Source organism: Mesorhizobium shonense (assembly GCF_040545255.1).
Lineage (GTDB): Bacteria > Pseudomonadota > Alphaproteobacteria > Rhizobiales > Rhizobiaceae > Mesorhizobium > Mesorhizobium shonense.
Genome location: NZ_JBEPLM010000007.1, coordinates 155,159 through 177,990, shown reverse-complemented (window position 1 = coordinate 177,990; position 22,832 = coordinate 155,159). Strand labels below are relative to the sequence as shown.

Sequence of the window (22,832 nt, the reverse complement as noted above, 5' to 3'; positions counted from 1 at the left end):
TGTCAGGACAGGTATACTAGGTATTCTTAATGGAGGAGAATGCGATGGCTTTTGTGATGGAACGCTTGGCTGATTTCGCCGGCAACATGCGGGCGCAGCAACTGACGGACGAGGTGATCGACAAGGCGCAACGGGCCGTGCTCGATACAGTGGCCGCGCTCGTTGCAGGGGTCCCGACTGACAACGCCAGACTTTCGGCCTTGGCGGCAAAAGGGTGCTTCGGGCCCGGTCGGGCTGCGGTATGGTTCACCGATCACAAGCTTCATCCATTGGGAGCGCTGTTTGCGAATTGCGCGGCCGCCAGCTCGCTCGACATTGATGACGGCCACTGCCGCGCAGCAGGTCATCCGGGAGCGGCCATCGTGCCGGCGGCCCTGGCCGAGGCCGCCCGCCTCGGCCGCGACGGCAGGGACCTTCTTGCCGCGATCGCGATTGGCTACGACGTCGCCCTGCGGATTGCAGCGGCGAGGCGATTTACCGATGCAATGAGTTTCGCAAGCGGTCAATGGACGGGGTTTGGAGCCGCGGCCGCAGTCGGATGGCTTCGCCACCTTCCAATCCCGCAACTCGCGCATGCTATGGCGATCGCTGGCGCCGAAGCCCCGCAAAACCTGCCGCAAGGTGACTGCCAGGCGAGTTCCGTCAAGGGTAGCAGCCCTTGGTCAACCGTCGCGGCAATGTTCGCGCTCGACCGGGCACAATATGGAATGACCGGGTCGATCGACATGCTGGACCGCGATCACGCCTACGACATTGCGGCAATCATCGCAGGGCTCGGCGACCGCTGGCTGATTACCGAGACGTATCTGAAGCCGTATGCTGCCTGCCGATACACTCACCCAGTCATAGACGCTGTGTTGAAACTGGTTGCCGACCGATCCGACGACGAACCGATTAGCCGGATCCAGATCGATGTCTTTCCCGAAGCCCGCAAGCTGCCCAACGAGACGGCACCGAAATCCCTCGAGGGCGCACAGTTTTCGGTTCCTTTCGCCGCGGCGCTCGCGGCGGTCAGGGGGGCCGAAGCGTTCCGTCCCTTGCGTCCTGAATCCCTGGCGGACGAAACGGTCATTGCGCTGGCCGAGAAAGTCGAAGTTCGCTACCCAACCGACCTCGCGGGTCATTTCCCGAACAGTACCCCCGCGCGAGTGACAATGATGTTGGGTCAGCGCCAGGCGATGGCGGATGTGCCCCTGCCCCTTGGTGATGCCAACAATCCCATGGATCAATCAGCCATCGAAACGAAGTTTCGTGATCTGGCCGGTGACATGCTCTCGCCAAGCGAGTGCGACAGTCTCATCCAAGCCGTCACCATGCTAAAACAGGACAAACTCTCTCCTCTCCTGAAGTGCCTAAATGCCCATTAAACTCGCGCGGGCCGCCTGTCTGGAAAGCGCCTGATCTCGGACGCAGAGTTCGCCTGCGGTGCCGGAGCAGGCATATCCGCATTGATCGGCGTGGAGGCCTGAACGCCGGCGGCGTTGTAGCGTTTTGACAAAGGGGAAGCGGAACAACTGCGTCCCATTCCGGTTTTCCTTCTGCTTCCCTTCTTGGACAAATCGCATGGAACCGGCTGTTACCGATCACGTGGAAATCAAGAAATACAATCATCCGACCGGAGGATGGGGGTCGCTCAAATCCCTGATCCGCAACGCTCGCGACCAGGGGCTGCTGCTGTCGGACATATGGAGCACATTACTGAAGCAGAACAAGGCGGACGGCTATATGTGCGTCTCCTGCTCATGGGCAAAGCCGGCCAAGCCGCGGCCTTTCGAGTTCTGCGAGAACGGCGCCAAGGCCACAATGTGGGAGCAGACCAGGAAACGCTGCGAACCGTCCTTCTTCGCGGCCCACAGCCTGACCGAACTCCTGGACTGGCCGGATCACGATCTGGAGGAACAGGGACGGCTGACAGAGCCAATGCGGTACAACAGCACCACCGACAAATACGAACCGGTGGCTTGGCCAGATGCGTTCGGCGATATAGGCGCGCAACTCAGGCGCCTGGAACCAAACTCCGTGGTCTTCTACACCTCCGGACGCGCCTCGCTCGAGGCCTCGTTCATGTATCAGCTCTTCGCCCGGATCTACGGTTCTTCGAACCTCCCCGATTCCTCGAACATGTGCCACGAATCGACGTCGGTCGGCCTGCCGGAATCGATCGGCTCTCCTGTCGGCACGGTGCAACTGGAGGACTTCGCCAAAGCTGACATGATGTTCTTCTTCGGCCACAACACCGGAGTCACCGCGCCGCGGCTGCTGCATCCCATCGAGGACGCCCGTCAGCGCGGCGTGCCGATCATCACCTTCAATCCTCTGCGCGAGCGCGGTCTGGTGAGATTCAAGAACCCGCAGAACCCGGTCGAGATGCTGTCGCCGGGCCCGGGGACGAAAATGTCGAGCGACTTCTTCCAGGTCCGGGCCGGCGGCGACATCGCAGCCATGACAGGCATCGCCAAGGCGGTACTGGCGCTCGACGACGCGGCCAGGGAACGCGGCGCAAACCGTGTCCTCGACACCGCCTTCATCGCGGAGCATACGGCGGGCTTTGTCGAATTTGAGGCCTATCTGAGGGCCACCGACTGGGAAAGCATCGTTCGACGCTCAGGCATCTCCCGAGCTGATCTGGAACATGTCGCAGAGATCTACAGCCTGGCCAATGCAGTGATCGGCAACTACGGCATGGGCCTTACCCAGCATCGCCATGGGACCGAAAACGTCCAGATGCTGTGCAATCTCCTGCTCATGCGCGGCAATGTCGGCAAGCCTGGCGCCGGCGTGTCGCCGTTGCGCGGGCACTCCAACGTCCAGGGACAGCGCACTGTCGGCATTTCCGAAAAACCGGAGCTCGTCCCGCTCGACAAATTCCAGGAATTCTATGGGTTCGAGCCGCCGCGGGAAAAAGGCCTCGACACGGTCGAGACCTGCGAGGGCGTGATCGACGGGCGGGTTCATGGTTTCGTCGGGCTCGGCGGCAATTTCGTGCGAGCCGTGCCTGAAACCGGGCTGGTCGAGAAGGCCTGGCGGAACCTCGACCTGCACGTCGAGGTCGCGACCAAGCTCAACCGCAGCCATCTCATTCCTGGGAAGGTGACATATCTGCTGCCATGCCTTTCGCGGCTGGAGAAGGACGTCCAGGCCAGCGGTCCGCAGTGGCTCTCGATCGAGGATTCAACAGCCTGCATTCATGGCTCGTTCGGCTCACGGCCAAAACCAAGCGAACACCTTTTATCGGAGCCGAGCATCGTCGCGGAACTGGCGAAGGCGACGGTCGCCGGCAAGAGCTCGGTCCCTTGGGACGACTGGGTTGCGGACTACTCTCGCATCCGCGACGAGATCGAGCGCTGCTTCCCGGCGCATTTCAAGGACTTCAACAAGCGCTTTCTCACGCCGGGCGGTTTCCATCGCGACATCAAGGCGTCCAAGCGCGTCTGGCAAACCCCAAACAAGAAGGCGAACTTCAAACTGCCCACGACGCTGGAAGCCGATCCGGATATCGATATTTCCGGCAAAAATGTGCTGACCCTTACCACCGTCCGGTCCAACGACCAGTTCAATACGACAGTCTACGGTTATCGCGACCGGCTGCGCGGTATCATCGGAACGCGAATGGTGCTGCTGATGAATGAGGAAGACATCCGGCGGATGGGGCTCAGCGAGGGACAGGAAGTCGATCTTGAGACGCACGCCGATGACGGAGTTGAGCGACGGGTAAGAGGATTGCGTGTCACGCCGTACTCCATTCCGATCGGCAATTGCGCGGGTTACTATCCGGAACTCAACCCGTTGGTACCGCTCTGGCATCGCGCCCATAAGGCCCACGTGCCCGCGGCGAAGTCGGTGCCGGTGCGGCTGATCTCATAGCGCAATCAGGTCCAAGCGGAGAGGACGGGTTCCATCTCGACGGTCTCGACCTGTTGCGCGAACCGCTGATGATAGACGGTCATCAGGGCCGCTGGTGGTCACAGGCGGCGAGACGGATGTCTGCGTGCTGGCAACGGTCCTGGGCGCTGAAAAATTGGACTGCTGCGACTGGAACAAAGCCCGTAGGACCGTTGTTCGGCTCCATCGAGCAAAGGAGTTGAACATGAACGCGCGCACGCTTTTTGCACCGCTGGCCTTCGCCATGGCGTCGTTTGCCTTCCCGGCAGTCGCCGCCGACGCCGCGCAGACCTTTGTCGACAAGGCCGCCATCGGCGGAATGTTCGAGGTGGAATCCAGCAAGCTCGCCCAGGACAGAGCCAAGGACCAACAGGTCAAGAATTTCGCCGAGAGAATGATTGCCGATCACGGCGCGGCGAACGAGAAGCTGAAAAAGATCGCCACCGAGCAGAAGCTGCAGGTGCCGGCTCAACCCGATGCTGCGCATAAGAGCGACCTGGAAAAGCTGCAGAACACGACGAAAGGGTTTGACCAGCCTTATGTCGACATACAGCGCAGTGCGCATGCCGATGCGGTGAACCTCTTCCAATCCTACGCCAACGACGGCGACAACCCCAGTCTGAAGGCATTCGCGGCGCAAACCCTGCCGACACTGAAGATGCATCAGGACATGATCGAGAAGATCGCCGCGGCCAACGCAGGCATGCCGGCAGTCAAGTCGGCATCGACACCCAAGCCACCTGCCCCGGTTCCGGGCGCCAACAGCTTCACCGAAGCACAGGCAAAAAACCGAATCCAGGACGCTGGCTATATCGACATCTCGCCGCTCGCCAAGGATGACAAGGGCGTCTGGCGCGGCCAGGCGAAGAAAGACGGCAAGCCAATCTCCGTCGCGCTCGATTACCAGGGAAATGTCTTTGCCGGCCAACAATAATCACCAAAGGAGACATTCAAGATGCAAACGATCACCGCGCTATTCGACGACTATGACGATGCCGCCGACGCCGTAGGCGAACTGGAGTCCATGGGTGTGCCGACATCGGACCTCAGCATCATCGCCAATAATGCCGATGGTCGGCATTCCTCCCCGGCGGCCGAGGATGCAGCCAGCGGCGCCGGGATCGGGGCGGTCGTGGGCGGCGTGGGAGGCTTGGCGACCGGGCTCGGCGCCATGGCGATACCTGGTGTCGGCCCGGTCGTGGCGGCCGGTTGGCTGGCGGCGACGGCCGCGGGCGCAGTTGCCGGCGCGGTCGTGGGTGGCGCGGCGGGCGGCATCATTGGCAGCCTGACGGATGGTGCCGATGTGTCGGAAAGTGATGCGCATGTCTATGCCGAAGGCGTCCGCCGGGGCGGCACGCTGGTCACCGCTCGCGTCGAGGATGATCTCGCTCCGCAAGTCCAGGCGATCCTTCGCGACTCCAGATCCGTGGACGTCGCCGAGCGGCGGAACGAATACGAGGCAGGTGGCTGGACCGGATTCGATCCTGCGGCCGCAAATTACCGCCAGCACAGCAAATAAGGAGTTGGCGTGAGACGAGTGCCGTTGCCGCTGACGGTAATTGTGCTGTTGGCGTGCTACTGGGCATTTCGTCTACGTCCAGAGTGGCTGGCCAACGGCGCCGCTGAAGCGGACTCCCGAGCAGAACCAGGGCGGCAACGCACCCCAGGATACGTCTTCGGCGGCCGGCTAAAAAAGAATCCGCAAGACAGCAACAAAATGCCGGGCAATCAATAAGCATAAGCGAGCGAGTTGCGTTCGCCTGATCCGTCTGGCGGCTCACCCGCGCTCGACGAATTTGTTGAACCGGCTGGGCAAACCCTCAGAGGTTATGTCCTGGTGCCAGAACGCAAGCTCGTTGTCGTCGAATATGGTGAAGAACTCTTCCCATTCGACGGGCTCCAAATCGTTTTCGTGCTCGCCGAAGTCCACACGTAGCACCGCGCCCTTCCCTGCATTTCGCGCGATCGCAGGCCTGCCTTCGCGGGCTTCTATCCACGCACGGATCACCTCGTGATTTGTGGTTTTCAGCGGCTCGCTCATTGTGAACCTTTCCGGCTCTGAACCTCTATTCCTGCTGCTTTCCTCATCTGCGGATTCGAGCCGTCCGGCTCGCTCGTTCCCACAAAATTCGCCCTTGGTAAGATCCGGGACGCCTATTCTCTCGGGCTTTGTTAGCTCGAAGCGATCCAACCCGATGCGGAGGGGATTGTTCCCCAGCCTTGTGACTATCCGGCCAAATGGAACCAACCGCCGCCCTGTTGGTTCGGAAGCCATTCAGCGGAGCCTCACCTATGCCAAATGCAGCGGAAATTCTCGTCGACACTTTGATTGCCTGGAACGTCGAGGTCGTATTCGGCATGCCCGGCGACGGGATCAATGGCATCATGGAGGCGCTGCGGAAAAGGCAGCACGAAATCTCTTTTGTCCAGGTGCGTCATGAGGAGTCCGCCGCCTTCATGGCCTGCGCCTATGCCAAGTGGACCGGAAGGCTCGGCGTATGTCTTGCCACGTCCGGCCCAGGCGGCGCCCACCTTCTGACCGGGCTCTATGACGCCAAGCTCGATCAGGCTCCCGTGCTTGCAATTACCGGGATGCAATTCCACGATCTCATCGAGACATTCACCCAGCAGGACGTCGATCTGACGCGTGTCTTCAACGACGTCGCCGTCTACAACGTGCAGGTCTCGGACGCTGCGCATATGGAGAACGTGGCAAGCCTTGCCTGCCGAACCGCGCTCGCCCGCAAGGGCGTCGCCCATCTTTCGGTCGCCAGCGACATCCAGGAGCAGCCCTCCGATGCCGCCAAGCGTTCAAAGCGCAACCGTCCCGCGCATATGCCACAAAACATGTTCGTTCCTCATTGCGTCGCCGATAACGAGGAATTGGAAAAGGCGGCAGCTATCCTGAACGCCGCTAAGCGCGTGGCGATCCTGGCGGGGCGCGGCGCGATCGGTGCCGCGGCCGAGCTCGAGGAAACCGCTGGACTGCTTCAGGCGCCGATCATCAAGGCGCTGCTCGGCAAGGCCGTGCTCCCGGACGACCATCCCTACACCACGGGCGGCATCGGCATCTTGGGGACCTTGGCGTCGCAGCAGGCGATGGAAACTTGCGACGCCGTTCTCATTGTCGGCTCGACCTTTCCCTACATCGAATATTATCCGAAGCCGGGGCAGGCGCGCGGCGTTCAGATTGATTGTGACGCGCAGCGCATCGGTTTGCGGTTCCCGGTCGAGGCCGGCCTGGTTGGCGATGCAGCGGAAACGCTTCATGCGCTTAACCGGAGGCTCAAGCCGAAGGCTGACGGCATGTTCCTCGCCGCGGCGCGGTCCGCCATGCACCGATGGCGAGAGATGATGCGGCAGTCGGAGGACAGCGAAGGCCATCCGCTCAAACCGCAACTGATCGCCCGCGCATTCGGCGAACGGCTGGCCGACAATTCGATATTGGCTGCGGATTCCGGTCAGAATACGGAACTTGCCGCACGCCATGTCGACCTTCGCGACGGGCAGGCCTTCGGCGTCTCTGGCGCGCTCGCCTCCATGGCCTGCGGGCTGAGCTATGCGATCGCCGCAGGCATTGCGTTTCCCGGCCGGCCGATCGCTGCAATTGTGGGTGACGGCGGGTTTGCCATGCAGCTCGGCGAGTTCTCCACAGCCGTGCGCTACGGCATTCCATTGAAGCTGCTTGTCATCAAGAACAACATGCTGAACCAGATCGCCTGGGAGCAGATGATGTTCCTTGGCAATCCGCAATTCGGCTGCGAATTGCAGCCGATCGATTTTGCCAAGGCCGCCGAGGCGATGGGCGGCAAAGGCTTCAGCATCGAGCGAGCCGACGAGGTCGAGCGCGTTCTCGACCAAGCCTTCGCCGCCGAAGGGCCGGTCGTCGTTCAGGCGCTCGTCGATGCCTACGAACCAATGATGCCGCCCAAGATGCCGCCCGATTACGCCAAGAATTTCCGAAAGGCGCTCCCGCAGACTCCGGGGCATGAACTGATCGAGCAAAACGTCGCGCGGGAGCCGGCAAAGACGATGATGGAAGCCGAAGGATGACGCTGCCGCAAGCGCTTGCGCTTCCACCTTCCTGACCAGCCGCGGCGAACCGATACCTTGGTCTGCTTTGATGAAACGACCGCCGTAACGCCGCTCGGACAAAGGGCGTTTCGGCGCGGGCAGCATCCGGGAAATCACCCCTTCGGTATCTAGGCAACACAGAGCGGATGTATCCGGCATTAAGCCCGATCCGGAACCTTCGGCGCGTCTCCCGGTTCGTGCAGTATATAGCGAGGATTGGCCATGACCGGAAACCGACATCGAAAATCGAAAAAGCCAAGCGACGCCGATATGGGCACCAACCCTGGCATTGGAACGTCCAAGGGCACCGTCAAGGAAGGCGACGAACTTGAACAGGGCGACAGCACGATCGAAGGCGATATCGAGAACGACACCACTGATGCTGGGGGGATCAATCCGCGGCAGAAGGTGCGGACCAACAAGTAATTCCAGGGGCGAATGACACTACGACTTCTTTACACGGGCACCGGCGAAGCGGCTAACTTCTGGCGCCTTTGCATCCTTCGACCGCTCGGCGATCGATGCGGGTGAGCCCAAATCGGCCGCGAGGTTTTTCGTTGTCGGCCGCAGCCTGCGAAAACCGATCTGACGGATCCGAATCGGGGTTGGCCGGGTACTTTCTGGCGCCGGTCTCGCGGCGGTTCTCTCTTCTTTGCCCATAATCCCTCCGATTGATCTGAGGGATAGCAACACCATGGGGAGAGCGTTCCGACGCGGGCAATCATGCGGCCGCCCGATCAAGTCTGATGGAACAAATCCAACTACCCAATTGGGCGCGAATAAACGGAGGATCAGGAGGAAACGGCCATGGACGTGCGCATGTGGCGCGAGGCTGGGAAACTTGCCGCATCGGGCGACTTTGAAGGGTGGCAAGCCATCGAACGGGAGCTTCGTAGCAAAGGTTTCCCGCGCGCCAAGCTACTGCTTGATAACGATCGGATTCGCAACAAATTCGATAATCTCTGTAAGAGCGCACAGGAGAAACGTGCCGATGCCGACCGCACCTAAAGGCCAGAAGCGACCAGCCGACGTGATCGACAACGCCGTTAAGGTCATGCGCATTGCCACCGGCGAGGAAACCGAAGACGTGCAGGACGACCGCAAGAACGCCGCCGCGAAAGAGCTTGGATCGAGGGGCGGAAAGAAGCGCGCCGCCAATATGTCACCGGAGCGGCGCGCATAATTCGGGGTTGTTTTCCGGAAATTCCCAACAGAGCGGCTGAGTGGCCTCAACGTGACCCGGCGGCCTCCTCAGCGCATTGCCGTCTCACCAGCCTTGTTTCGCCGGGCCTTGGGAGGAATCAGCCGGCCGGAGTTGGCCCGCAAGCCTCTGAAGAACTCCTCCAGATAGGGCAGCAGTTCGAACAGCAAGATCACGGCCATAACCGTCACGATGTAGGCCACCGGCAGCTGTTGCTGTTTCCAGATGAGGTCGAAGCGAGCCTCCTCAGGCCCAACTCCGAACAGCGCCAGGAACTGGCCCCAATGCAACGAGATCACGCTGACAAGCCCCATCAGCGGGATCATTTCCAGGAAACTGTGCACATGCTGTTCGATCGGGCTCACGGTACGCGCGGTGGTCGCATAGCGTACGTCCCATATCGCGGTCGCTTCATGGACGACAAACACGATCATCATCACGGCGATCACCAGGGAATTGATCTCCATGAACATTGCCGCGAGCAGCGGAATGCCGACTTCGGCGAACATCAGCAGATGGATCAGCGATTCCTTTGCTCCAGTCGTGGATTCGATATGGGTCGCGCGATGACAGAGCCAGTCGGCAAATCCGGCGATCAGCCAGACCGGCAAAACGAAATACATCAGTATCAGCACCATCGGATCGTTCAGCATTTATCGACGCTCCAGCCTTGACCTAGTCGTGCTGCTCCATGAGGTACTCACGCGAGCTCCCACCCGTGCCGACCCGTCGGGTCGAACTGCGCGCCAGGCAAATGGTTCCGAACGGTGCAACCGCGATGCGCACGGCAACTGCACTGGAGCGACTTCTCCCTGACCACGTATTCGTTGGCACGCCCTCTGAGAGCCTGCCCACGGCCAACCAAGTGACAAGGCCTTGCAGCAGCAGTCCCCCTTTCGAAAATAGGTGCAACGGAGCTGGTCGAACGCACGCTGTAAAAGGGCCATCGAGGAAATCGAGACGAAGCCGGCCAAACAAACAACCGCCGATTGGCTGAGCGGCATCATGAACAAGATTGCCCGTTCATGCGGGACCAAGTTTGCTGCATTGACGTTGAAAACATCGCCTGCGGCTGTCGCAACAGCTGCCTATCGGCATCATGGGTTTCAGTCAGCGCACAAAACGACTTCTCAGCCAGGCAAAAATACGATTGCCGGTGAGGATCTTGCGGACACGTTGAGCAGCCCAACTGGCCTGCATGGTTGCGCCGGCATGACAGCTGCAGACGATTTCGTGCAGTTCCCAATCGGAGAGTTCAAAGAAGCGCCTGGCTTCACCATAGGTATCCGATTGCAAGCCCGACGCCCTGAGTAGCGGGTCCTCGAACGCAACCGTGAGCGGGGATCCTGCTGCGCGCGCTTCTTCCCGCATGCCCGGATAGAGATATTCGGTGCCGGTGAGCGCAGCGAGACAGCGCAACGGATCCCGGTCGAGCAATTCTGCCCACCTTTCTATCTTCTCAGTCTTTGTCGTGAGCGGCACGAGCGGGTTGACGTCCGCGAGTGCCTGCAGTTGGTCGAGCGTTTGGTGTTTCATGACTGGCTCCCGTCCATCCTTGACCGGTTCGTCCTGACGCAGGGCGGGCAGGCCCGCGTCCGAGGGACTAGGGGGCGCGGGCCGATCAGGTTGCCCACCGATCTTCGGCAGACGCCAAGCAGCGGCGCCTGCACAACATCGAACTGGCAATCGTCCTTAATGTTCCGGAGGAAGATGGAATTCGTGCTCTGACCGGCATCGGCGGTGGATCGCGGGATATCGAGCGGCACCGACTGATAACGGCCTACGCACAATCCAATTGCGGATCTCAAGCCCGACTACGATGCAGCGCGTTTCTCGATGATTGACTCGCGAGCTTGACCAGGTCCTGGATCGCCGCCGGCTTCGAAAGGTACGGCGCATCGTGAAAGACGAGGAGCTTGGACGCGGGATCTTAGCCCCACTCGTGACGGCTGGCGGCGACACCACGCTGCCCGTCTAGGAGTTGGATGTCGATGATGGCGACATCCGGCCTGTCTTCCAACCCAGTTTCGGCTGCTCGCTCAGAGGCCACGCAGGCTACGTCGAACCCGCTTGCCATCAGTCCATTCACCACGTCCGAAGCGATCAGATTCTCGTCTCAGGATCGTGCCAAGGGCGCCCTCATACGGGCCTCCCTAGATTTGAATGTTTCCTGCGAGCCCAACAAAACACCTGCCGGCTGGTTCCATAGGCAAGACGGGAGCGAGCTGGCTCTCGGCACAGGAGGGCCGGCAAATGGCACGGCGCTCAGTTACCCCTTCCGACGCCAGACTTTGCGGCATTGCCCGTCGGGAAAACGAAGCACTTCCTTTTGCGGCGCTTCATCGGCATTGCCGACCGGATTGGGACCGGCCTGGACCAGGCCGTCATCTCGGGCGTGACGGAGTGAAATCACGTCAGGGGTGCTCAAAGCGATGCGTGATCTGAGCAGGCGGGCAAGCTTGGGGTGCAGTCCCTCGCCTCTGGGTGCCGCCAGCATATCTAACGATAGGAAGGGATGCATCAGAATGCCCTTTCTTTGGCCATGCAGCCCGCGATCCTCATTCCGCCGCCGCCTTTTCGCGCCGCACTCTGTGAGTCCGGCATGCATTTCGGTTTTCGAGTACCTGCATCGCCGCCTCGTGAACTTGGCTTGATGAAGATTAAAGTCGTCCAACTGGAAAAGTTCCGGGCGCAGTCAAGACAGCGACCCGCGATGCCGGGCATGAGCTCGCGCGGCAGCGCTCTTCAAAATATCCGGTTGGAACAGCAGGGCCGCACAGAGGTTTGGTTGTGAAGGAGGTGTCCTATGACCTCATCTAGCGAGCGAACACCTGCCGAGGACCGAGGCGAAATCCAGGCGGGCATGACTCAAGACAAGACGCCCGGATTCGATCCGGCCGCCGCGCCCCAGGAAACGGACGCTGAAGCAGGTGATGCGGCAATTTCCTCTCGTCCCGTGGCGCGGCACGAAGCAAAATTCACCAATCAGGCGAGCTTCGCCAACGCAATGCGGCGGCCCGACAACGCGCCCGGCCTTCAGCCGAGCAGGCCAGGGCCGGTGCTGGTGATCGCCGCGCTCGTGGCCCTGGCGGCCGTTGCGTTCCTCCTTGCCGCGCTGTTGGGGTAATTTTGGGAGTCGTGCAAAGCAACACCCTTCCTCACCAAGTTTGCAACCGAAGGAGGTGATTTCGATGCTAAGCTTAAAGGGGCTTCTTCATCATCTGTGGGGCCGAAATGTCCAACCGACGGTCGATCCATCTCCGGTGGACGCAATCGTGCGGCTACTGCGTGAAACGAGGGATAAGGATTTGCGCGGCGGCAAAGGATAACGCCTTTCCCGCCCGGTCGAACCTACCGCGGCGGCTCCGCCGCCGATCGGCGGTCGGCGCAGTCTCGCCCATGCCTCGTTTCCAGCTGAACATAGCCCGAATGTACACGCGATGGCCTGCCCGTCACCGTTCCAGGCGTTGCCTGCGCCTTGTTGCGAACGGCCGCTGGCTGTCGGCAGCCGCCTCGGTGCGATGATCACCAGGATCAGCCGCTACCAACGCTGCATAGCTGGATAAAGATGCCGAGTGGTTGAGGAAGGCGCAGCAATACCGCGCCGGATCAGACAAATACGAACAAGACTCACGAGAACGAAGCACTCATTTCTCGGCCGCTGAATCTTCAATCTCGACCTCGTCATACATGTGCTCGTGGATGATCCCCAGAATTTCCAGCCTCACCTCCTCGCGCGCCTCCGGCTGGATGAACGGCATGAGCAGATCGACGATCTCCTTGACCCGCCGTGGCAGATCGGCACTCGGATCGGTCAGGTAACTGCTGTGCGCATAGATATTTTCGATCAGCTTCTTATTCAGGTCGGAAAAGAATCCCATGGCGATCACTCCATGCCGATGCCGGAACCGCCGGACCTGAAAATGGTTCCGTGGCGCACCAGTCGCCAGCGGCCGGTGCGCTGCGATAGACAGCGGGGTTCGGGCGAGATCAAGCGTTCCGGCCTCGCTCCACGAATTTGTTGAAGCGGCTCTTTTCTCCGCTCCCGGCTTCATCCTGATGAAGAAAGGCGAGGTCGTTTTCGTCGAAGATTCGGAAGAACTCATCCCAGTCTACCGGTTCCAGCGCCTGCTCCGGCTCGCCGAAGTCGATTCGCAGGATGCCGCCCTCGCCTTTCGTGCGGATCACGGCGGGGCGGCCGTCTCTCTCCTCAACCCAGTTGCGTATTTCGTCGTGGTTGGTGGTCGTCTTTGCCTCTGACATGGCTTTTCCCTTTCTCGCCGCGGGCAGCCCTAACAACGCGCAAAGCGCAATGTTCCAAGTTATGCGGCAGCTCAGCCTCCAACCCGTCGCCTCCGGCACCGCAGAGCGAACTTTGTTGAAGCAGGGAACAAACCTTCTGTCCTGCAGTTCGGGAGCCCAACGCCAAATCGGCAAGGAGTTCTCGTGAAACGTGTACTGGTTACGGGGGGCTGCGGTTTCATCGGCCGGCATGTCGCCCAGGAGCTTACCGCAAATGGCTATCAAGTGCGTATCCTGGACGTACTCCTGGACCAGGTGCATGGCAGCGAAACCATCAGCGTGCCTGCGGGCGCCGAGCTCATTAAGGGCGATGTGCGTGATCGCGAGGCAGTGGCCCAGGCTGTTTCGGACATCGACGCCATCATCCACCTCGCCGCCGAGGTCGGCGTGGGCCAATCCATGTATGAGATCACCCGCTATGTAGGCACGAACGATCTCGGCACCGCAACCCTGCTCGAGACCCTCGTCAAGAAGCCGGTCGAACGGATTGTCGTCGCATCCTCGATGAGCATCTACGGCGAAGGCCTTTACGAGACCCCGGGCGGACAGCGCATCGATGACGCTCGCCGCAGGCCGGTCGACGTCAGGGCTGGTCGGTGGGACCTGCTGTCGGCTGCCGGCGAAATGCTGTTGCCGATCCCGACCGACGAGGAGAAGCGACCTGACCTGGCCTCGATTTACGCGCTGACCAAATATGCGCAGGAGCGGGCTGTTCTGATCTTCGGGCAAGCCTACGACATGGGTGCGGTGGCATTGCGCCTGTTCAACGTCTTCGGCGCCGGACAGGCGCTCGCCAATCCCTACACCGGCGTGCTCGCCAACTTCGCTTCGCGCCTTGCCAACGGCAAGCGCCCGATGATCTTCGAAGACGGCAGGCAAAAGCGCGACTTTGTCCATGTACGAGACGTTGCGCGTGCTTTCCGGTTGGCGTTGGAGCAACGTCAGGCAGCCGGCCACGCTATCAATGTCGGCAGCGGACGGTCTTACACGATCAGCGAGGTCGCCCGCCTGCTTGCCGAGGCCATGGGCGTTCCGAAACGGCAGCCCGAGATTCTCGGGAAGGCGCGCTCCGGCGATATCCGCAACTGCTTCGCCGATATCGGCAAGGCGCGCGAGTTGCTCGGCTTCGAGCCCGGCCTCCGGCTGGAGAATTCGCTCGGTGAATTCGCGGCCTGGGTTCGCAACAGCGTCGCCGTCGACCGTGGCGCCGACATGAAGCGAGAGCTTGAAGAGCGAGGACTGGTGTCATGAGCCAACGGCATCGCAACTTTCGCGAGGCGCCGGTGGCGATTGTCGGCGGCAGCGGCTTCATCGGATCCAATCTTGCCGACAGCCTGTTGTCGGACGGCGAGCCGGTGCTGGTCATCGACAATTTCAGCCGTCCCGGCGTCGAGCAGAACCTCGAATGGCTGGCGCAAAAGCACGGCAGCCATCTCGGCGTGGAAACCGTGGACATACGCGACCAAGCCAGCTTGGCTTGCGCGTTGGCGCCTGCCAAGGCGATCTTCCATCTGGCCGCCCAGACCGCCGTGACCACGAGCCTGGCCGATCCCGCGGAAGACCTCGACGTCAACCTCAAAGGCACGTTCAACGTGCTCGAAGCAGCGCGGCGGGCAGGCATGCCGGTGATCTTCGCCAGTACCAACAAGGTCTATGGCAGCTTGCCTCAAATCGGGGTGCGTGAAGCCGACGACCGTTACGAACCCGATGACGAAACCATCCGTGCCAATGGCGTGGACGAGACGATCGGTCTCGATTTCTGCACGCCGTATGGCTGTTCCAAGGGGGCGGCGGACCAGTATGTCCTCGACTACGCCAAGTCCTACGGCCTGCCGACGGCAGTGCTGCGCATGAGCTGCATCTACGGTCCGCGCCAGTTCGGTACCGAAGACCAGGGCTGGGTCGCGCATTTTCTGCTGAGCGCGCTCAGCAACCGGCCTATCACGATTTATGGCGACGGCAAGCAGGTGCGCGACATTCTGCATGTCTCCGATGCCGTGGCCGCCTATCGCAGCGTGCTGGCCAGGATCGACGACCTCAAGGGGCAGGCCTTCAACCTCGGCGGCGGGCCACGCAATGCCGTCAGCCTGCGCGCGCTGCTGTCGGAGATCGCCGCGATGACTGGTCGAGACATCGTGCTGCGCCACGATACGCAACGCACCGGGGACCAGCCCTTCTTCGTCGCCGACACCCGCAAAGCAGAGGCCGCTCTCGATTGGCGGGCGCATGTGTCGTGGCGCGAGGGTGTGTGCGATCTCGCCAGCTGGCTGCTGCAGCACCGTCTCCAGCCGCGTTCTGAAACCGCGAGGTACGTCGCATGAAAGTCGCACTGGTCAACCCGCACTGGACCTATGAACACAGCATCTATTTCGGCTGCCGCCAGCCGCATCTGCCGCTGGAGCTTGGCTATTGCAAAGCGCTGCTGGAAGCCAACCGCCACGAGGTGCTGATGCTGGATGGACAGCTGCAGGATCTGGACAATAAAGCGCTTGCCGAGCGCGCGGCGTCGTTCGGGTCCGACATGACCGTGGTGACGACCGCGCCGACCTACCTCTTCTGGCGTTGTGCCCCGCCGGAGTTGCGGGTGCCTGCAGAGTTCCTGAAGCATCTCGGCGGCCGCGGAGGCCGCACCGTCGCCGTCGGGCCGCATGGCTCGGCGACGCCGGCCCCCACCTTGCGCAAGCTTGGCGTCGACGTCGTTGTGCGCGGCGAATGCGAGGAAGTGGTCGCGGAGCTCGCCGGCCAGAGAGACTGGAGCACCGTTGCTCACACCTGCCGTATCGAGGGCGACGAGCTGGCCTGCAACGGCGGCGTGGGTGTCAGCCGCTTCGTCGACCACCCGGCGCTCCGTTGGCCGGCCGACTGGATCGCGGCCCACGCGCATCACCATCATCGCTTCGACGCGGACCAGAAGGGCACCGGCGCGGAAGTGGAGGCCTCCCGGGGCTGTCCCTACAATTGCAGCTTCTGCGCCAAGATTGATTTTCGTGATGCATACCGGCGCAGGAACCACGACGCCGTCGTTGCCGAGATCGATGGCCTGATCGCGCAGGGCGTCGGCTATATCTACTTCATCGACGAGATTTTCCTGCCCCAGAAGGCGCTGCTCCAGGCATTGATCGACCGCGACGTTCAATTCGGCGTCCAGACACGCATTGATTTGTGGAAGCCGGAGTTGCTGGAATTGTTGGGCGCGGCCGGCTGCGTCTCGATCGAAGCTGGCCTGGAGAGCCTGACGGTCGAAGGCCGTGAGATGCTGGCAAAACGCTGCCGGCTTGGCACCGAGGAACTGGCGGCGCTGCTGGTCGACGCCCGCCGCCACGTTCCCTTCGTTCAGGCCAATCTGATCGGCGTGGTCGAGGACGATCCGGCGCTGGTGGATTATTGGCGCAAGCATCTCATCGACCACGGCGTGTGGGCCAACGAGCCGGTGCCGCTCTACCCCTATCCGAGTTCCCCCAGTTACCGAGAGCTGTGGGGCGAGCCCGACGATTTTGCCTGGGAGCGTGCGCACGAGCACTACCTCGCCTCGTTCCGGACATTCAGCGACATCCAGGACCAGCGTCCGCGCGCGCTAGCTGAGTTGGAGTCCTCATGCTGCAATCATTGATCCATCGCCCACGGCGCGTACTGATGACCACCGACGCCGTCGGCGGGGTCTGGCGCTATTCGCTGGACCTGGCACGCGAGCTTGCTGCCCGAGGGGATACCATCGTGCTTGCCGGGCTGGGGCCCGAGCCTTCGCGCGAGCAGGCTCAGGAAGCGCAATCCTTCGCAACGCTTACATGGCTTGAGACCCCGCCGGACTGGATGACACGCGACGAAAGCGATCTCGACCGATTCCCCGACGAGTTGAAAGCCCTTATAGCGGCCTATGGCGTCGATCTGGTTCATCTCAATGCACCGGCGCAGGCGGCCGGCCTCGATCTGCTCTGCCCCGTCGTGGCGGTTTCGCATTCCTGCGTGGTGACGTGGCTGCATGCGGTGCGCGAGCAAGTCGCGGCAGGCGACTGGGCCTGGCAAAAGGATCGCAACAGGGCAGGATTCGATCGCGCCGGAATGGTCGTGGCGCCGAGCCGAAGCCACGCGATGATGCTTGAGACCTGCTATGGGCCGATCGCGCGTCTGAACGTCGTCCACAACGGCGCCCTGCCCGGCCCGCCGGGGTCGCGCCGCGAGCCGTTCGTGCTTGCCGCCGCCCGCTGGTGGGACGAGGGCAAGAACGCGGCGGTGCTGGATGCCGCGGCCGCGATCACCGAATGGCCGGTCTATGCCGCGGGCTCCTGCCTTGGGGCGGATGGACAAGGGGCCCGTCTCGATCACTGCTTCCCGCTTGGCCCCCTCAGCCACGCCGAGGTGCGTCGGCTGATGACTAGGGCCGGCATCTTCGTTTCGACATCGATCTACGAGCCTTTCGGGCTTGCTGCGCTGGAGGCCGCGCTCTCGGGGACGCCTCTGGTGCTCGCCGACATTGCGACCTATCGCGAGATCTGGGACGGCGCGGCTCTGTTTTTCGATATGCGCGATCCGCATGCTCTTGCAGGATGCATTGCTCACCTCTGCCGCGACGAAGGCTTTCGGCGCCAGCTCGGCCGGCGCGCCGCTCGGCGCGCGCGCAAGTTTTCGCTGCGGGCGCAGGCTGCGGCGATGGACGAAATCTACGATCGGGCGGCGATGGCCGTAGCGAGGCTCTGACCATGCATTTCGTGTTCTACACCCATTCCGTGGTATCCGACTGGAACCATGGCAACGCGCATTTCCAGCGCGGCATCATGCGCGAGCTCATCGCACGCGGCCACCACGCGATTGCGCTCGAACCCACGGACGGTTGGAGCCGTTCGAACCTTCTGGCCGAGCAAGGCTCCTTCGCCGTCGAGCGCTTCAGGAAAGATTTTCCCGAGCTGATTCCGGTGACCTACGATGCTTCCTTCGATCACGAGGCGTGGATTGCGGACGCGGATGTGGTGATCGTCCATGAATGGACCGATCCAGGTCTAGTGGCGCGCATCGGGCGGGCCAAGCTCGATGGTGGCAATTTCACGCTGCTGTTCCACGACACGCATCATCGAGCCGTCTCGGCGACGCAGTCGATCTCTACACTCGACCTCCAGCACTACGACGGTGTGCTCGTCTTCGGCGAAGCCCTCCGGGAGAGCTATCTTCGCACCGGCTGGGGCACCCGCGCCTTCACCTGGCATGAGGCAGCAGACGATCGTCTGTTCAGGCCTCGCCCCGATATCGATCCCGTGTCCGACCTGGTGTGGGTCGGCAACTGGGGCGATGATGAACGCAGCGCCGAAATCCACCAGTTCCTGATCGAGCCGGCTCGCGACCTCGACCTGTCCGGAGCCGTTCACGGCGTACGCTATCCAGCCGAGGCCCTGTCGGCGCTCGCCGAGGCCGGGCTGCGTTACGAGGGTTGGATCGCTAATGCCGACGTCCCGAAAGCTTTCGCGCAGCATCGCGTCACAGTGCACATCCCGCGCAGGCCTTATCGGGAACATCTGCCAGGCATTCCCACGATCCGCATGTTCGAGGCATTGGCCTGCGGCATTCCCCTGATCTCGGCGCCGTGGTCGGATGTCGAAGGGTTGTTCCGCCCCGGCAAGGACTTTCTGTTTGCCCGTGGCGGCGCCGAGATGCGGCAGCACCTGCGTGATGTGCTGCACGACGCCGAGCTTGCGAAGGCGCTCGCGGCGGCGGGATTGGAAACCATTCTCGCGCGGCACACGTGCCGGCACCGCGCCAATGAGTTGTTCGAGATACTCGTCGCATGCGGCGATCGCCATGCGCTCGAAACCACGCCAGCAAGGGAGGCCGCCGCATGAAAATCGCCTTTTACGGATCCAGCCTGTTATCGTCATACTGGAATGGGGCCGCCACGTATTATCGGGGGCTGCTGAAGGCACTTTCCCGACGCGGTTACGACATCGTCTTCTATGAACCAGACGCCTTCGACCGGCAGAAGCACCGCGACATCGAGGCTCCCGACTGGTGCAAGGTCGTCGTCTATGAGGCGGCGCCGGATGCGCTGATGCAGGTCGCGTCCCGCGCCGCGGAGGCTGACATCGTCGTCAAGGCAAGCGGCGTCGGCTTCGAAGACGATGCCCTGTTGCGCGCAGTGCTCGACCAAGCCCGCACCAACGCGCTGCCAGTGTTCTGGGATGTGGATGCTCCGGCGACGCTCAGCGAACTGCGCAAGGATCCCGACCATCCTCTCCACCAGGAACTCAAAAGGATCGGGCTCGTGCTGACCTATGGCGGCGGCGATCCAGTGGTATGGGACTATCGCGCGCTTTGCGCGGCCGAATGCGTGCCGGTCTACAACGCCCTTGACCCCGAGACGCATTTCCCCGTCGCCGGGGATCCCCGCTTCGCCTGCGACCTGGCTTTTCTCGGCAATCGCCTGCCAGACCGCGAGGCGCGCGTGGAGGGATTTTTCCTTGAGCCCGCCAGTGCGCTGGAGAGCCAGAAATTCCTGCTCGGCGGATCAGGCTGGGGCGACAAGCCGCTGCCGGCGAATGTCTCCTGGCTCGGCCATGTCGGCACGGGCGATCACAACGCCTTCAATGTCACGCCGAAGGCGGTGCTGAACATCAGCCGCGACAGCATGGCCAGCAACGGCTTCTCGCCGGCGACTCGGGTATTCGAGGCGGCCGGCGCCGGCGCCTGCCTTATCACCGACGCCTGGGCCGGTATCGACATGTTCCTGAGGCCCGGCGAGGAAATCCTGGTCGCACGGGACGGCGCCGACGTCGTCGAGATCATGCGCACGCTCACGCTCCCGCAAGCCAAGGCGATCGGCGCGGCGGCGCTTCGGCGCGTTCTTGCCGAACATACATACACATTGAGGGCCGAACTGGTCGACGCCATCTTCAAGGCGCATTTTGAGCGCCGGACCGCGGAGGCCGCAGAATGACGAAGGCGCTCGACATCGTTTTCCTCGGCCTGTCGTTGTCCTCTTCCTGGGGCAATGGCCATGCGACGACTTTCCGGGGGCTGCTGAGGGCGCTGCACAAGCTCGGCCATCGCATCACGTTCCTCGAACGCGACGTGCCCTGGTACGCACACCACCGCGACCTGCGCGACCCCGATTTCTGCGAGTTGCGCTACTACGACACGGTCGACGAACTTCGCCGTAACCATCAAAGAGACCTCCGGCGGGCCGATGTCGTGGTCGTCGGTTCCTTCGTACCCGAAGGCAGAGCGATCATCGACGACCTCGCATCATTGTGCACGGGGCAATTCTGCTTTTATGACATCGACACGCCGGTGACGCTGGCAAGAGTTGCCGAAGATGATTGCGACTACCTGGCCCGCCGCCAGATTCCCTATTTCGACGTCTATTTCTCCTTCACGGGTGGAGCGACGCTCGAACGCCTGAAGTCCGAATTCGGCGCGCGTTCGGCGGAACCGCTCTACTGCTCCGTCGATCCCGAGCGGCACCATTGGACTGGAAGCACGATCAAGTGGGATCTGGGATATCTCGGCACCTACAGCCCCGATCGGCAGCAAACTCTGGAAGCATTGTTGCTTGAGCCCGCACGGCGACTCCCGGATCGACGTTTTGTCGTCGCGGGCTCTCAATACCCAGGCGATATCGCCTGGCCCAACAATGTCATACGGATAGAGCATCTGCCGCCGGCCGAGCATGCCGATTTCTACAGCCGGCAACGCTACACGCTCAACGTAACGCGCACCTCGATGATCGCAGCCGGATGGTCGCCCAGCGTACGGCTTTTCGAAGCCGCGGCGTGCAGGACGCCGATCATCAGCGATTGCTGGCCTGGCCTCGACAGTTTCTTCCCAGCCTCGGCGATACGGACGGCCAGCAGCGCCGATGATGTGACAGGAATCCTTCTGCGGCAGTCGGATCGGGCCAGGCTTAGCATGGCCAAGCAGGCTCATTCGCTGGTCCTGACAAGACACACCGGAGCCGCTCGGGCACGCGAGTTCACGTCAGTGCTGAGGCAGCCAAGGCAGATGCGTCCGGTGCTCGATCTGAATATCGAAAGTGCAGCATGACAGGCAGGTAGGAGAACATACAGATGCGGCGTTCAAGAAAGGCCCAACGGACACGGACGGCGCTCGTCGCCGGTGGTGCCGGTTTCCTCGGTTCGCACCTATGCGAGGCTCTGTTCGGTGACGGTTATCGCGTAATCTGTGTCGACAACTTCCTGACCGGACGTATGGAAAACATCACGTCGCTTATCGGCCAATCGCGGTTTCGGCTGATCGAGCAGGACATCTGCGCTCCACTCGAGCTCGGTGAGCCGGTCGACCATATTTTCAACCTGGCATGCGCTGCGTCGCCGCCCCGCTACCAAGCCGATCCGGTTCATACGACGCGCACCTGCGTGATCGGAACGCTCAATCTGCTCGAGCTTGCCGTCGGCGACGGTGCACGTTTCGTGCAAGCTTCAACGAGCGAAATCTACGGTGATCCGGAACAGCATCCGCAGCACGAGGACTATCTAGGCCACGTGAACTGCACCGGCCCCCGCGCCTGCTACGACGAAGGCAAGCGCGCCGCGGAGACGCTTTGTTTCGATTATCTGCGAGCCGAGATGGCCGACATCCGCGTCGCCCGCATCTTCAACACTTATGGTCCGAGGATGGATCCTGCCGACGGCCGCATCGTCTCGACCCTGGTCATGCAGGCACTCGAGAAACGGCCGCTGACGATATTCGGCAATGGCCGACAGACGCGATCCTTCTGCTACGTCACCGACCTAGTGGAAGGGCTGCGGCGCCTCATGGATATCGATCCCAATCCCCGCCAGCCGATCAATCTTGGCAACCCCGGAGAATTCACGATCCTCGATCTCGCGGCCCTAGTGAGAGACCTCACAGGCACCAGGTCGCCCTTAAAATTCCTGCCTTTGCCGCAAGATGATCCTCGCCGGCGACGCCCCGATATAGCGCGTGCGAAGGCACTTCTTGGCTGGTCGCCCAAGGTGCCTTTAAGACAAGGTTTGCTGCAGACGGTCGGTTACTTCGCCGGCCTTGACGACACCCTAGCGGTGCCGCCAACGTCTGCGACAGATAGGTCCGGCGCAGGTGGATTTGAAACCGGCGGCCCCGAGAAACCGGACGCGTCCCGTGTTCTTTTCGCGGAAGCGGAACATCCGACCGAGATTCTGGTTGGGCACAATAACGGGCACGGAGAACACAGTCGTGCAGTCGAAGCGACCAACCAAGGACATAGAACAGATGGCGGCCGCGGAAACCGCCGCCTTCCTGCGCCGAGCCTCCATCACGTATCTCGAATGTTGCGTCAGCCTGATGATGACACATCTTCCACGCGAGGAAGTAGCCGCCATCCTCGAGCAGGAAGCTGACATGCTGCGCAACCTGGACTAGAGGCCTGAGG

At 61.8% G+C, this 22,832-nt stretch carries 22 protein-coding genes and 2 pseudogenes; 18 read left to right on the top strand and 6 right to left on the bottom strand.

The features are described 5' to 3' along the window. Positions 1-44: 44 nt before the first annotated feature. A complete protein-coding gene (locus ABID26_RS19520; RefSeq protein ID WP_292340685.1) occupies positions 45-1,367 on the top strand; it encodes an MmgE/PrpD family protein in 1,323 nt (440 codons plus the stop codon). 196 nt (positions 1,368-1,563) lie between these two features. Next, entirely contained in the window at positions 1,564-3,864 is a 2,301-nt protein-coding gene (locus ABID26_RS19515) for an FdhF/YdeP family oxidoreductase (protein ID WP_292374212.1), read from the top strand. Between the two features lie 5 nt (positions 3,865-3,869). Here the strand turns inward: ABID26_RS19515 and ABID26_RS19510 are convergent. Beyond that, positions 3,870-3,953: pseudogene (locus ABID26_RS19510) on the bottom strand (cysteine hydrolase); the annotation flags it as partial. Positions 3,954-4,087: 134 nt separating this feature from the next. Between ABID26_RS19510 and ABID26_RS19505 the strand changes: the two are divergent. Both ABID26_RS19505 and ABID26_RS19500 read left to right on the top strand, forming a co-directional pair. Continuing rightward, positions 4,088-4,816, top strand: coding sequence for a DUF4142 domain-containing protein (locus ABID26_RS19505; protein ID WP_292340765.1), 729 nt, complete (start codon positions 4,088-4,090; stop codon positions 4,814-4,816). A 21-nt stretch (positions 4,817-4,837) separates the two neighbouring features. Further along, complete coding sequence (locus tag ABID26_RS19500) at positions 4,838-5,401, top strand: hypothetical protein (protein WP_292374210.1); 564 nt, start codon at positions 4,838-4,840, stop codon at positions 5,399-5,401. A 258-nt stretch (positions 5,402-5,659) separates the two neighbouring features. On the opposite strand, the gene ABID26_RS19495 is transcribed toward ABID26_RS19500, so the two are convergent. Beyond that, a complete protein-coding gene (locus tag ABID26_RS19495; protein WP_292340688.1) occupies positions 5,660-5,923 on the bottom strand; it encodes a hypothetical protein in 264 nt (87 codons plus the stop codon). 251 nt (positions 5,924-6,174) lie between these two features. Between ABID26_RS19495 and ABID26_RS19490 the strand changes: the two genes are divergently transcribed. From ABID26_RS19490 to ABID26_RS19475, 4 genes are all read left to right on the top strand, one after another. Continuing rightward, on the top strand, positions 6,175-7,935 hold the full coding sequence (locus ABID26_RS19490) for a thiamine pyrophosphate-dependent enzyme (protein WP_292340689.1): 1,761 nt from the start codon (positions 6,175-6,177) through the stop codon (positions 7,933-7,935). Between the two features lie 243 nt (positions 7,936-8,178). Then, entirely contained in the window at positions 8,179-8,382 is a 204-nt protein-coding gene (locus ABID26_RS19485; RefSeq protein ID WP_292374208.1) for a hypothetical protein, read from the top strand. Between the two features lie 381 nt (positions 8,383-8,763). Then, positions 8,764-8,964, top strand: a complete 201-nt coding sequence (locus ABID26_RS19480; RefSeq protein ID WP_292374206.1) for a hypothetical protein — start codon at positions 8,764-8,766, stop codon at positions 8,962-8,964. Further along, a complete protein-coding gene (locus ABID26_RS19475; protein ID WP_354416053.1) occupies positions 8,948-9,139 on the top strand; it encodes an RNA-binding protein in 192 nt (63 codons plus the stop codon). The genes ABID26_RS19480 and ABID26_RS19475 overlap by 17 nt, the downstream gene beginning before the upstream one ends. Positions 9,140-9,207: 68 nt before the next feature. Here ABID26_RS19475 and ABID26_RS19470 read toward each other — a convergent pair whose 3' ends face one another. Continuing rightward, positions 9,208-9,810 (bottom strand): diguanylate cyclase, encoded by a 603-nt coding sequence (locus tag ABID26_RS19470; RefSeq protein ID WP_292374203.1) that lies wholly within the window; start codon positions 9,808-9,810, stop codon positions 9,208-9,210. 457 nt (positions 9,811-10,267) lie between these two features. Continuing rightward, positions 10,268-10,693 carry a hypothetical protein gene (locus ABID26_RS19465; RefSeq protein ID WP_126098720.1) on the bottom strand — a complete coding sequence of 142 codons (426 nt, stop codon included), beginning with the start codon at positions 10,691-10,693 and terminating at the stop codon, positions 10,268-10,270. Positions 10,694-11,672: 979 nt separating this feature from the next. On the opposite strand from ABID26_RS19465, the gene ABID26_RS19460 reads away from it, so the two are divergent. Continuing rightward, a complete protein-coding gene (locus tag ABID26_RS19460; protein ID WP_292374201.1) occupies positions 11,673-11,951 on the top strand; it encodes a hypothetical protein in 279 nt (92 codons plus the stop codon). A gap of 12 nt (positions 11,952-11,963) precedes the next feature. Further along, complete coding sequence (locus tag ABID26_RS19455; RefSeq protein ID WP_292302539.1) at positions 11,964-12,284, top strand: hypothetical protein; 321 nt, start codon at positions 11,964-11,966, stop codon at positions 12,282-12,284. Between the two features lie 520 nt (positions 12,285-12,804). Here the strand turns inward: ABID26_RS19455 and ABID26_RS19450 are convergent. Both ABID26_RS19450 and ABID26_RS19445 read right to left on the bottom strand, forming a co-directional pair. Beyond that, the gene (locus ABID26_RS19450) at positions 12,805-13,038 is read right to left on the bottom strand and encodes a hypothetical protein (protein ID WP_292374199.1); all 234 of its coding nucleotides are present in this window, start codon (positions 13,036-13,038) and stop codon (positions 12,805-12,807) included. A gap of 109 nt (positions 13,039-13,147) precedes the next feature. After that, the gene (locus ABID26_RS19445; RefSeq protein ID WP_292302537.1) at positions 13,148-13,420 is read right to left on the bottom strand and encodes a hypothetical protein; all 273 of its coding nucleotides are present in this window, start codon (positions 13,418-13,420) and stop codon (positions 13,148-13,150) included. Positions 13,421-13,603: 183 nt separating this feature from the next. Here ABID26_RS19445 and ABID26_RS19440 point away from each other — a divergent pair, with 183 nt between their 5' ends. From ABID26_RS19440 to ABID26_RS19405, 8 genes and pseudogenes are all read left to right on the top strand, one after another. Further along, positions 13,604-14,710 (top strand): NAD-dependent epimerase/dehydratase family protein, encoded by a 1,107-nt coding sequence (locus tag ABID26_RS19440; RefSeq protein ID WP_292374197.1) that lies wholly within the window; start codon positions 13,604-13,606, stop codon positions 14,708-14,710. Between the two features lie 32 nt (positions 14,711-14,742). Further along, positions 14,743-15,780, top strand: coding sequence for an NAD-dependent epimerase/dehydratase family protein (locus ABID26_RS19435; RefSeq protein ID WP_292340697.1), 1,038 nt, complete (start codon positions 14,743-14,745; stop codon positions 15,778-15,780). After that, positions 15,777-17,069, top strand: a complete 1,293-nt coding sequence (locus tag ABID26_RS19430) for a TIGR04295 family B12-binding domain-containing radical SAM protein (protein ID WP_354416052.1) — start codon at positions 15,777-15,779, stop codon at positions 17,067-17,069. Before ABID26_RS19435 ends, ABID26_RS19430 begins: the two co-directional genes overlap by 4 nt. Before the next feature lie 23 nt (positions 17,070-17,092). Continuing rightward, positions 17,093-18,154 (top strand): glycosyltransferase family 4 protein, encoded by a 1,062-nt coding sequence (locus tag ABID26_RS19425; protein ID WP_292374195.1) that lies wholly within the window; start codon positions 17,093-17,095, stop codon positions 18,152-18,154. Between the two features lie 2 nt (positions 18,155-18,156). Continuing rightward, positions 18,157-19,287 (top strand): CgeB family protein, encoded by a 1,131-nt coding sequence (locus ABID26_RS19420; protein WP_292374193.1) that lies wholly within the window; start codon positions 18,157-18,159, stop codon positions 19,285-19,287. Next, positions 19,284-20,378, top strand: a complete 1,095-nt coding sequence (locus tag ABID26_RS19415) for a CgeB family protein (protein WP_292374191.1) — start codon at positions 19,284-19,286, stop codon at positions 20,376-20,378. Before ABID26_RS19420 ends, ABID26_RS19415 begins: the two co-directional genes overlap by 4 nt. Continuing rightward, positions 20,375-21,484, top strand: a complete 1,110-nt coding sequence (locus tag ABID26_RS19410) for a CgeB family protein (RefSeq protein WP_292340702.1) — start codon at positions 20,375-20,377, stop codon at positions 21,482-21,484. The genes ABID26_RS19415 and ABID26_RS19410 overlap by 4 nt, the downstream gene beginning before the upstream one ends. 23 nt (positions 21,485-21,507) lie before the next feature. Beyond that, positions 21,508-22,515 (top strand): annotated as a pseudogene (locus ABID26_RS19405) (UDP-glucuronic acid decarboxylase family protein); the annotation flags it as partial. Between the last annotated feature and the right edge of the window lie 317 nt (positions 22,516-22,832).

Bases quoted from the DNA above. Each gene is read 5' to 3' on its own strand.
- ABID26_RS19450 (WP_292374199.1), bottom strand. From the start codon at position 13,038: ATGGGATTCTTTTCCGACCTGAATAAGAAGCTGATCGAAAATATCTAT.
- ABID26_RS19415 (WP_292374191.1), top strand. From the start codon at position 19,284: ATGAAAATCGCCTTTTACGGATCCAGCCTGTTATCGTCATACTGGAAT.
- ABID26_RS19505 (WP_292340765.1), top strand. From the start codon at position 4,088: ATGAACGCGCGCACGCTTTTTGCACCGCTGGCCTTCGCCATGGCGTCG.
- ABID26_RS19425 (WP_292374195.1), top strand. From the start codon at position 17,093: ATGACCACCGACGCCGTCGGCGGGGTCTGGCGCTATTCGCTGGACCTG.
- ABID26_RS19490 (WP_292340689.1), top strand. From the start codon at position 6,175: ATGCCAAATGCAGCGGAAATTCTCGTCGACACTTTGATTGCCTGGAAC.
- ABID26_RS19520 (WP_292340685.1), top strand. From the start codon at position 45: ATGGCTTTTGTGATGGAACGCTTGGCTGATTTCGCCGGCAACATGCGG.
- ABID26_RS19430 (WP_354416052.1), top strand. From the start codon at position 15,777: ATGAAAGTCGCACTGGTCAACCCGCACTGGACCTATGAACACAGCATC.
- ABID26_RS19480 (WP_292374206.1), top strand. From the start codon at position 8,764: ATGGACGTGCGCATGTGGCGCGAGGCTGGGAAACTTGCCGCATCGGGC.
- ABID26_RS19465 (WP_126098720.1), bottom strand. From the start codon at position 10,693: ATGAAACACCAAACGCTCGACCAACTGCAGGCACTCGCGGACGTCAAC.
- ABID26_RS19515 (WP_292374212.1), top strand. From the start codon at position 1,564: ATGGAACCGGCTGTTACCGATCACGTGGAAATCAAGAAATACAATCAT.
- ABID26_RS19485 (WP_292374208.1), top strand. From the start codon at position 8,179: ATGACCGGAAACCGACATCGAAAATCGAAAAAGCCAAGCGACGCCGAT.
- ABID26_RS19420 (WP_292374193.1), top strand. From the start codon at position 18,157: ATGCATTTCGTGTTCTACACCCATTCCGTGGTATCCGACTGGAACCAT.
- ABID26_RS19500 (WP_292374210.1), top strand. From the start codon at position 4,838: ATGCAAACGATCACCGCGCTATTCGACGACTATGACGATGCCGCCGAC.
- ABID26_RS19475 (WP_354416053.1), top strand. From the start codon at position 8,948: ATGCCGACCGCACCTAAAGGCCAGAAGCGACCAGCCGACGTGATCGAC.
- ABID26_RS19445 (WP_292302537.1), bottom strand. From the start codon at position 13,420: ATGTCAGAGGCAAAGACGACCACCAACCACGACGAAATACGCAACTGG.
- ABID26_RS19460 (WP_292374201.1), top strand. From the start codon at position 11,673: ATGCATCAGAATGCCCTTTCTTTGGCCATGCAGCCCGCGATCCTCATT.
- ABID26_RS19410 (WP_292340702.1), top strand. From the start codon at position 20,375: ATGACGAAGGCGCTCGACATCGTTTTCCTCGGCCTGTCGTTGTCCTCT.
- ABID26_RS19470 (WP_292374203.1), bottom strand. From the start codon at position 9,810: ATGCTGAACGATCCGATGGTGCTGATACTGATGTATTTCGTTTTGCCG.
- ABID26_RS19495 (WP_292340688.1), bottom strand. From the start codon at position 5,923: ATGAGCGAGCCGCTGAAAACCACAAATCACGAGGTGATCCGTGCGTGG.
- ABID26_RS19455 (WP_292302539.1), top strand. From the start codon at position 11,964: ATGACCTCATCTAGCGAGCGAACACCTGCCGAGGACCGAGGCGAAATC.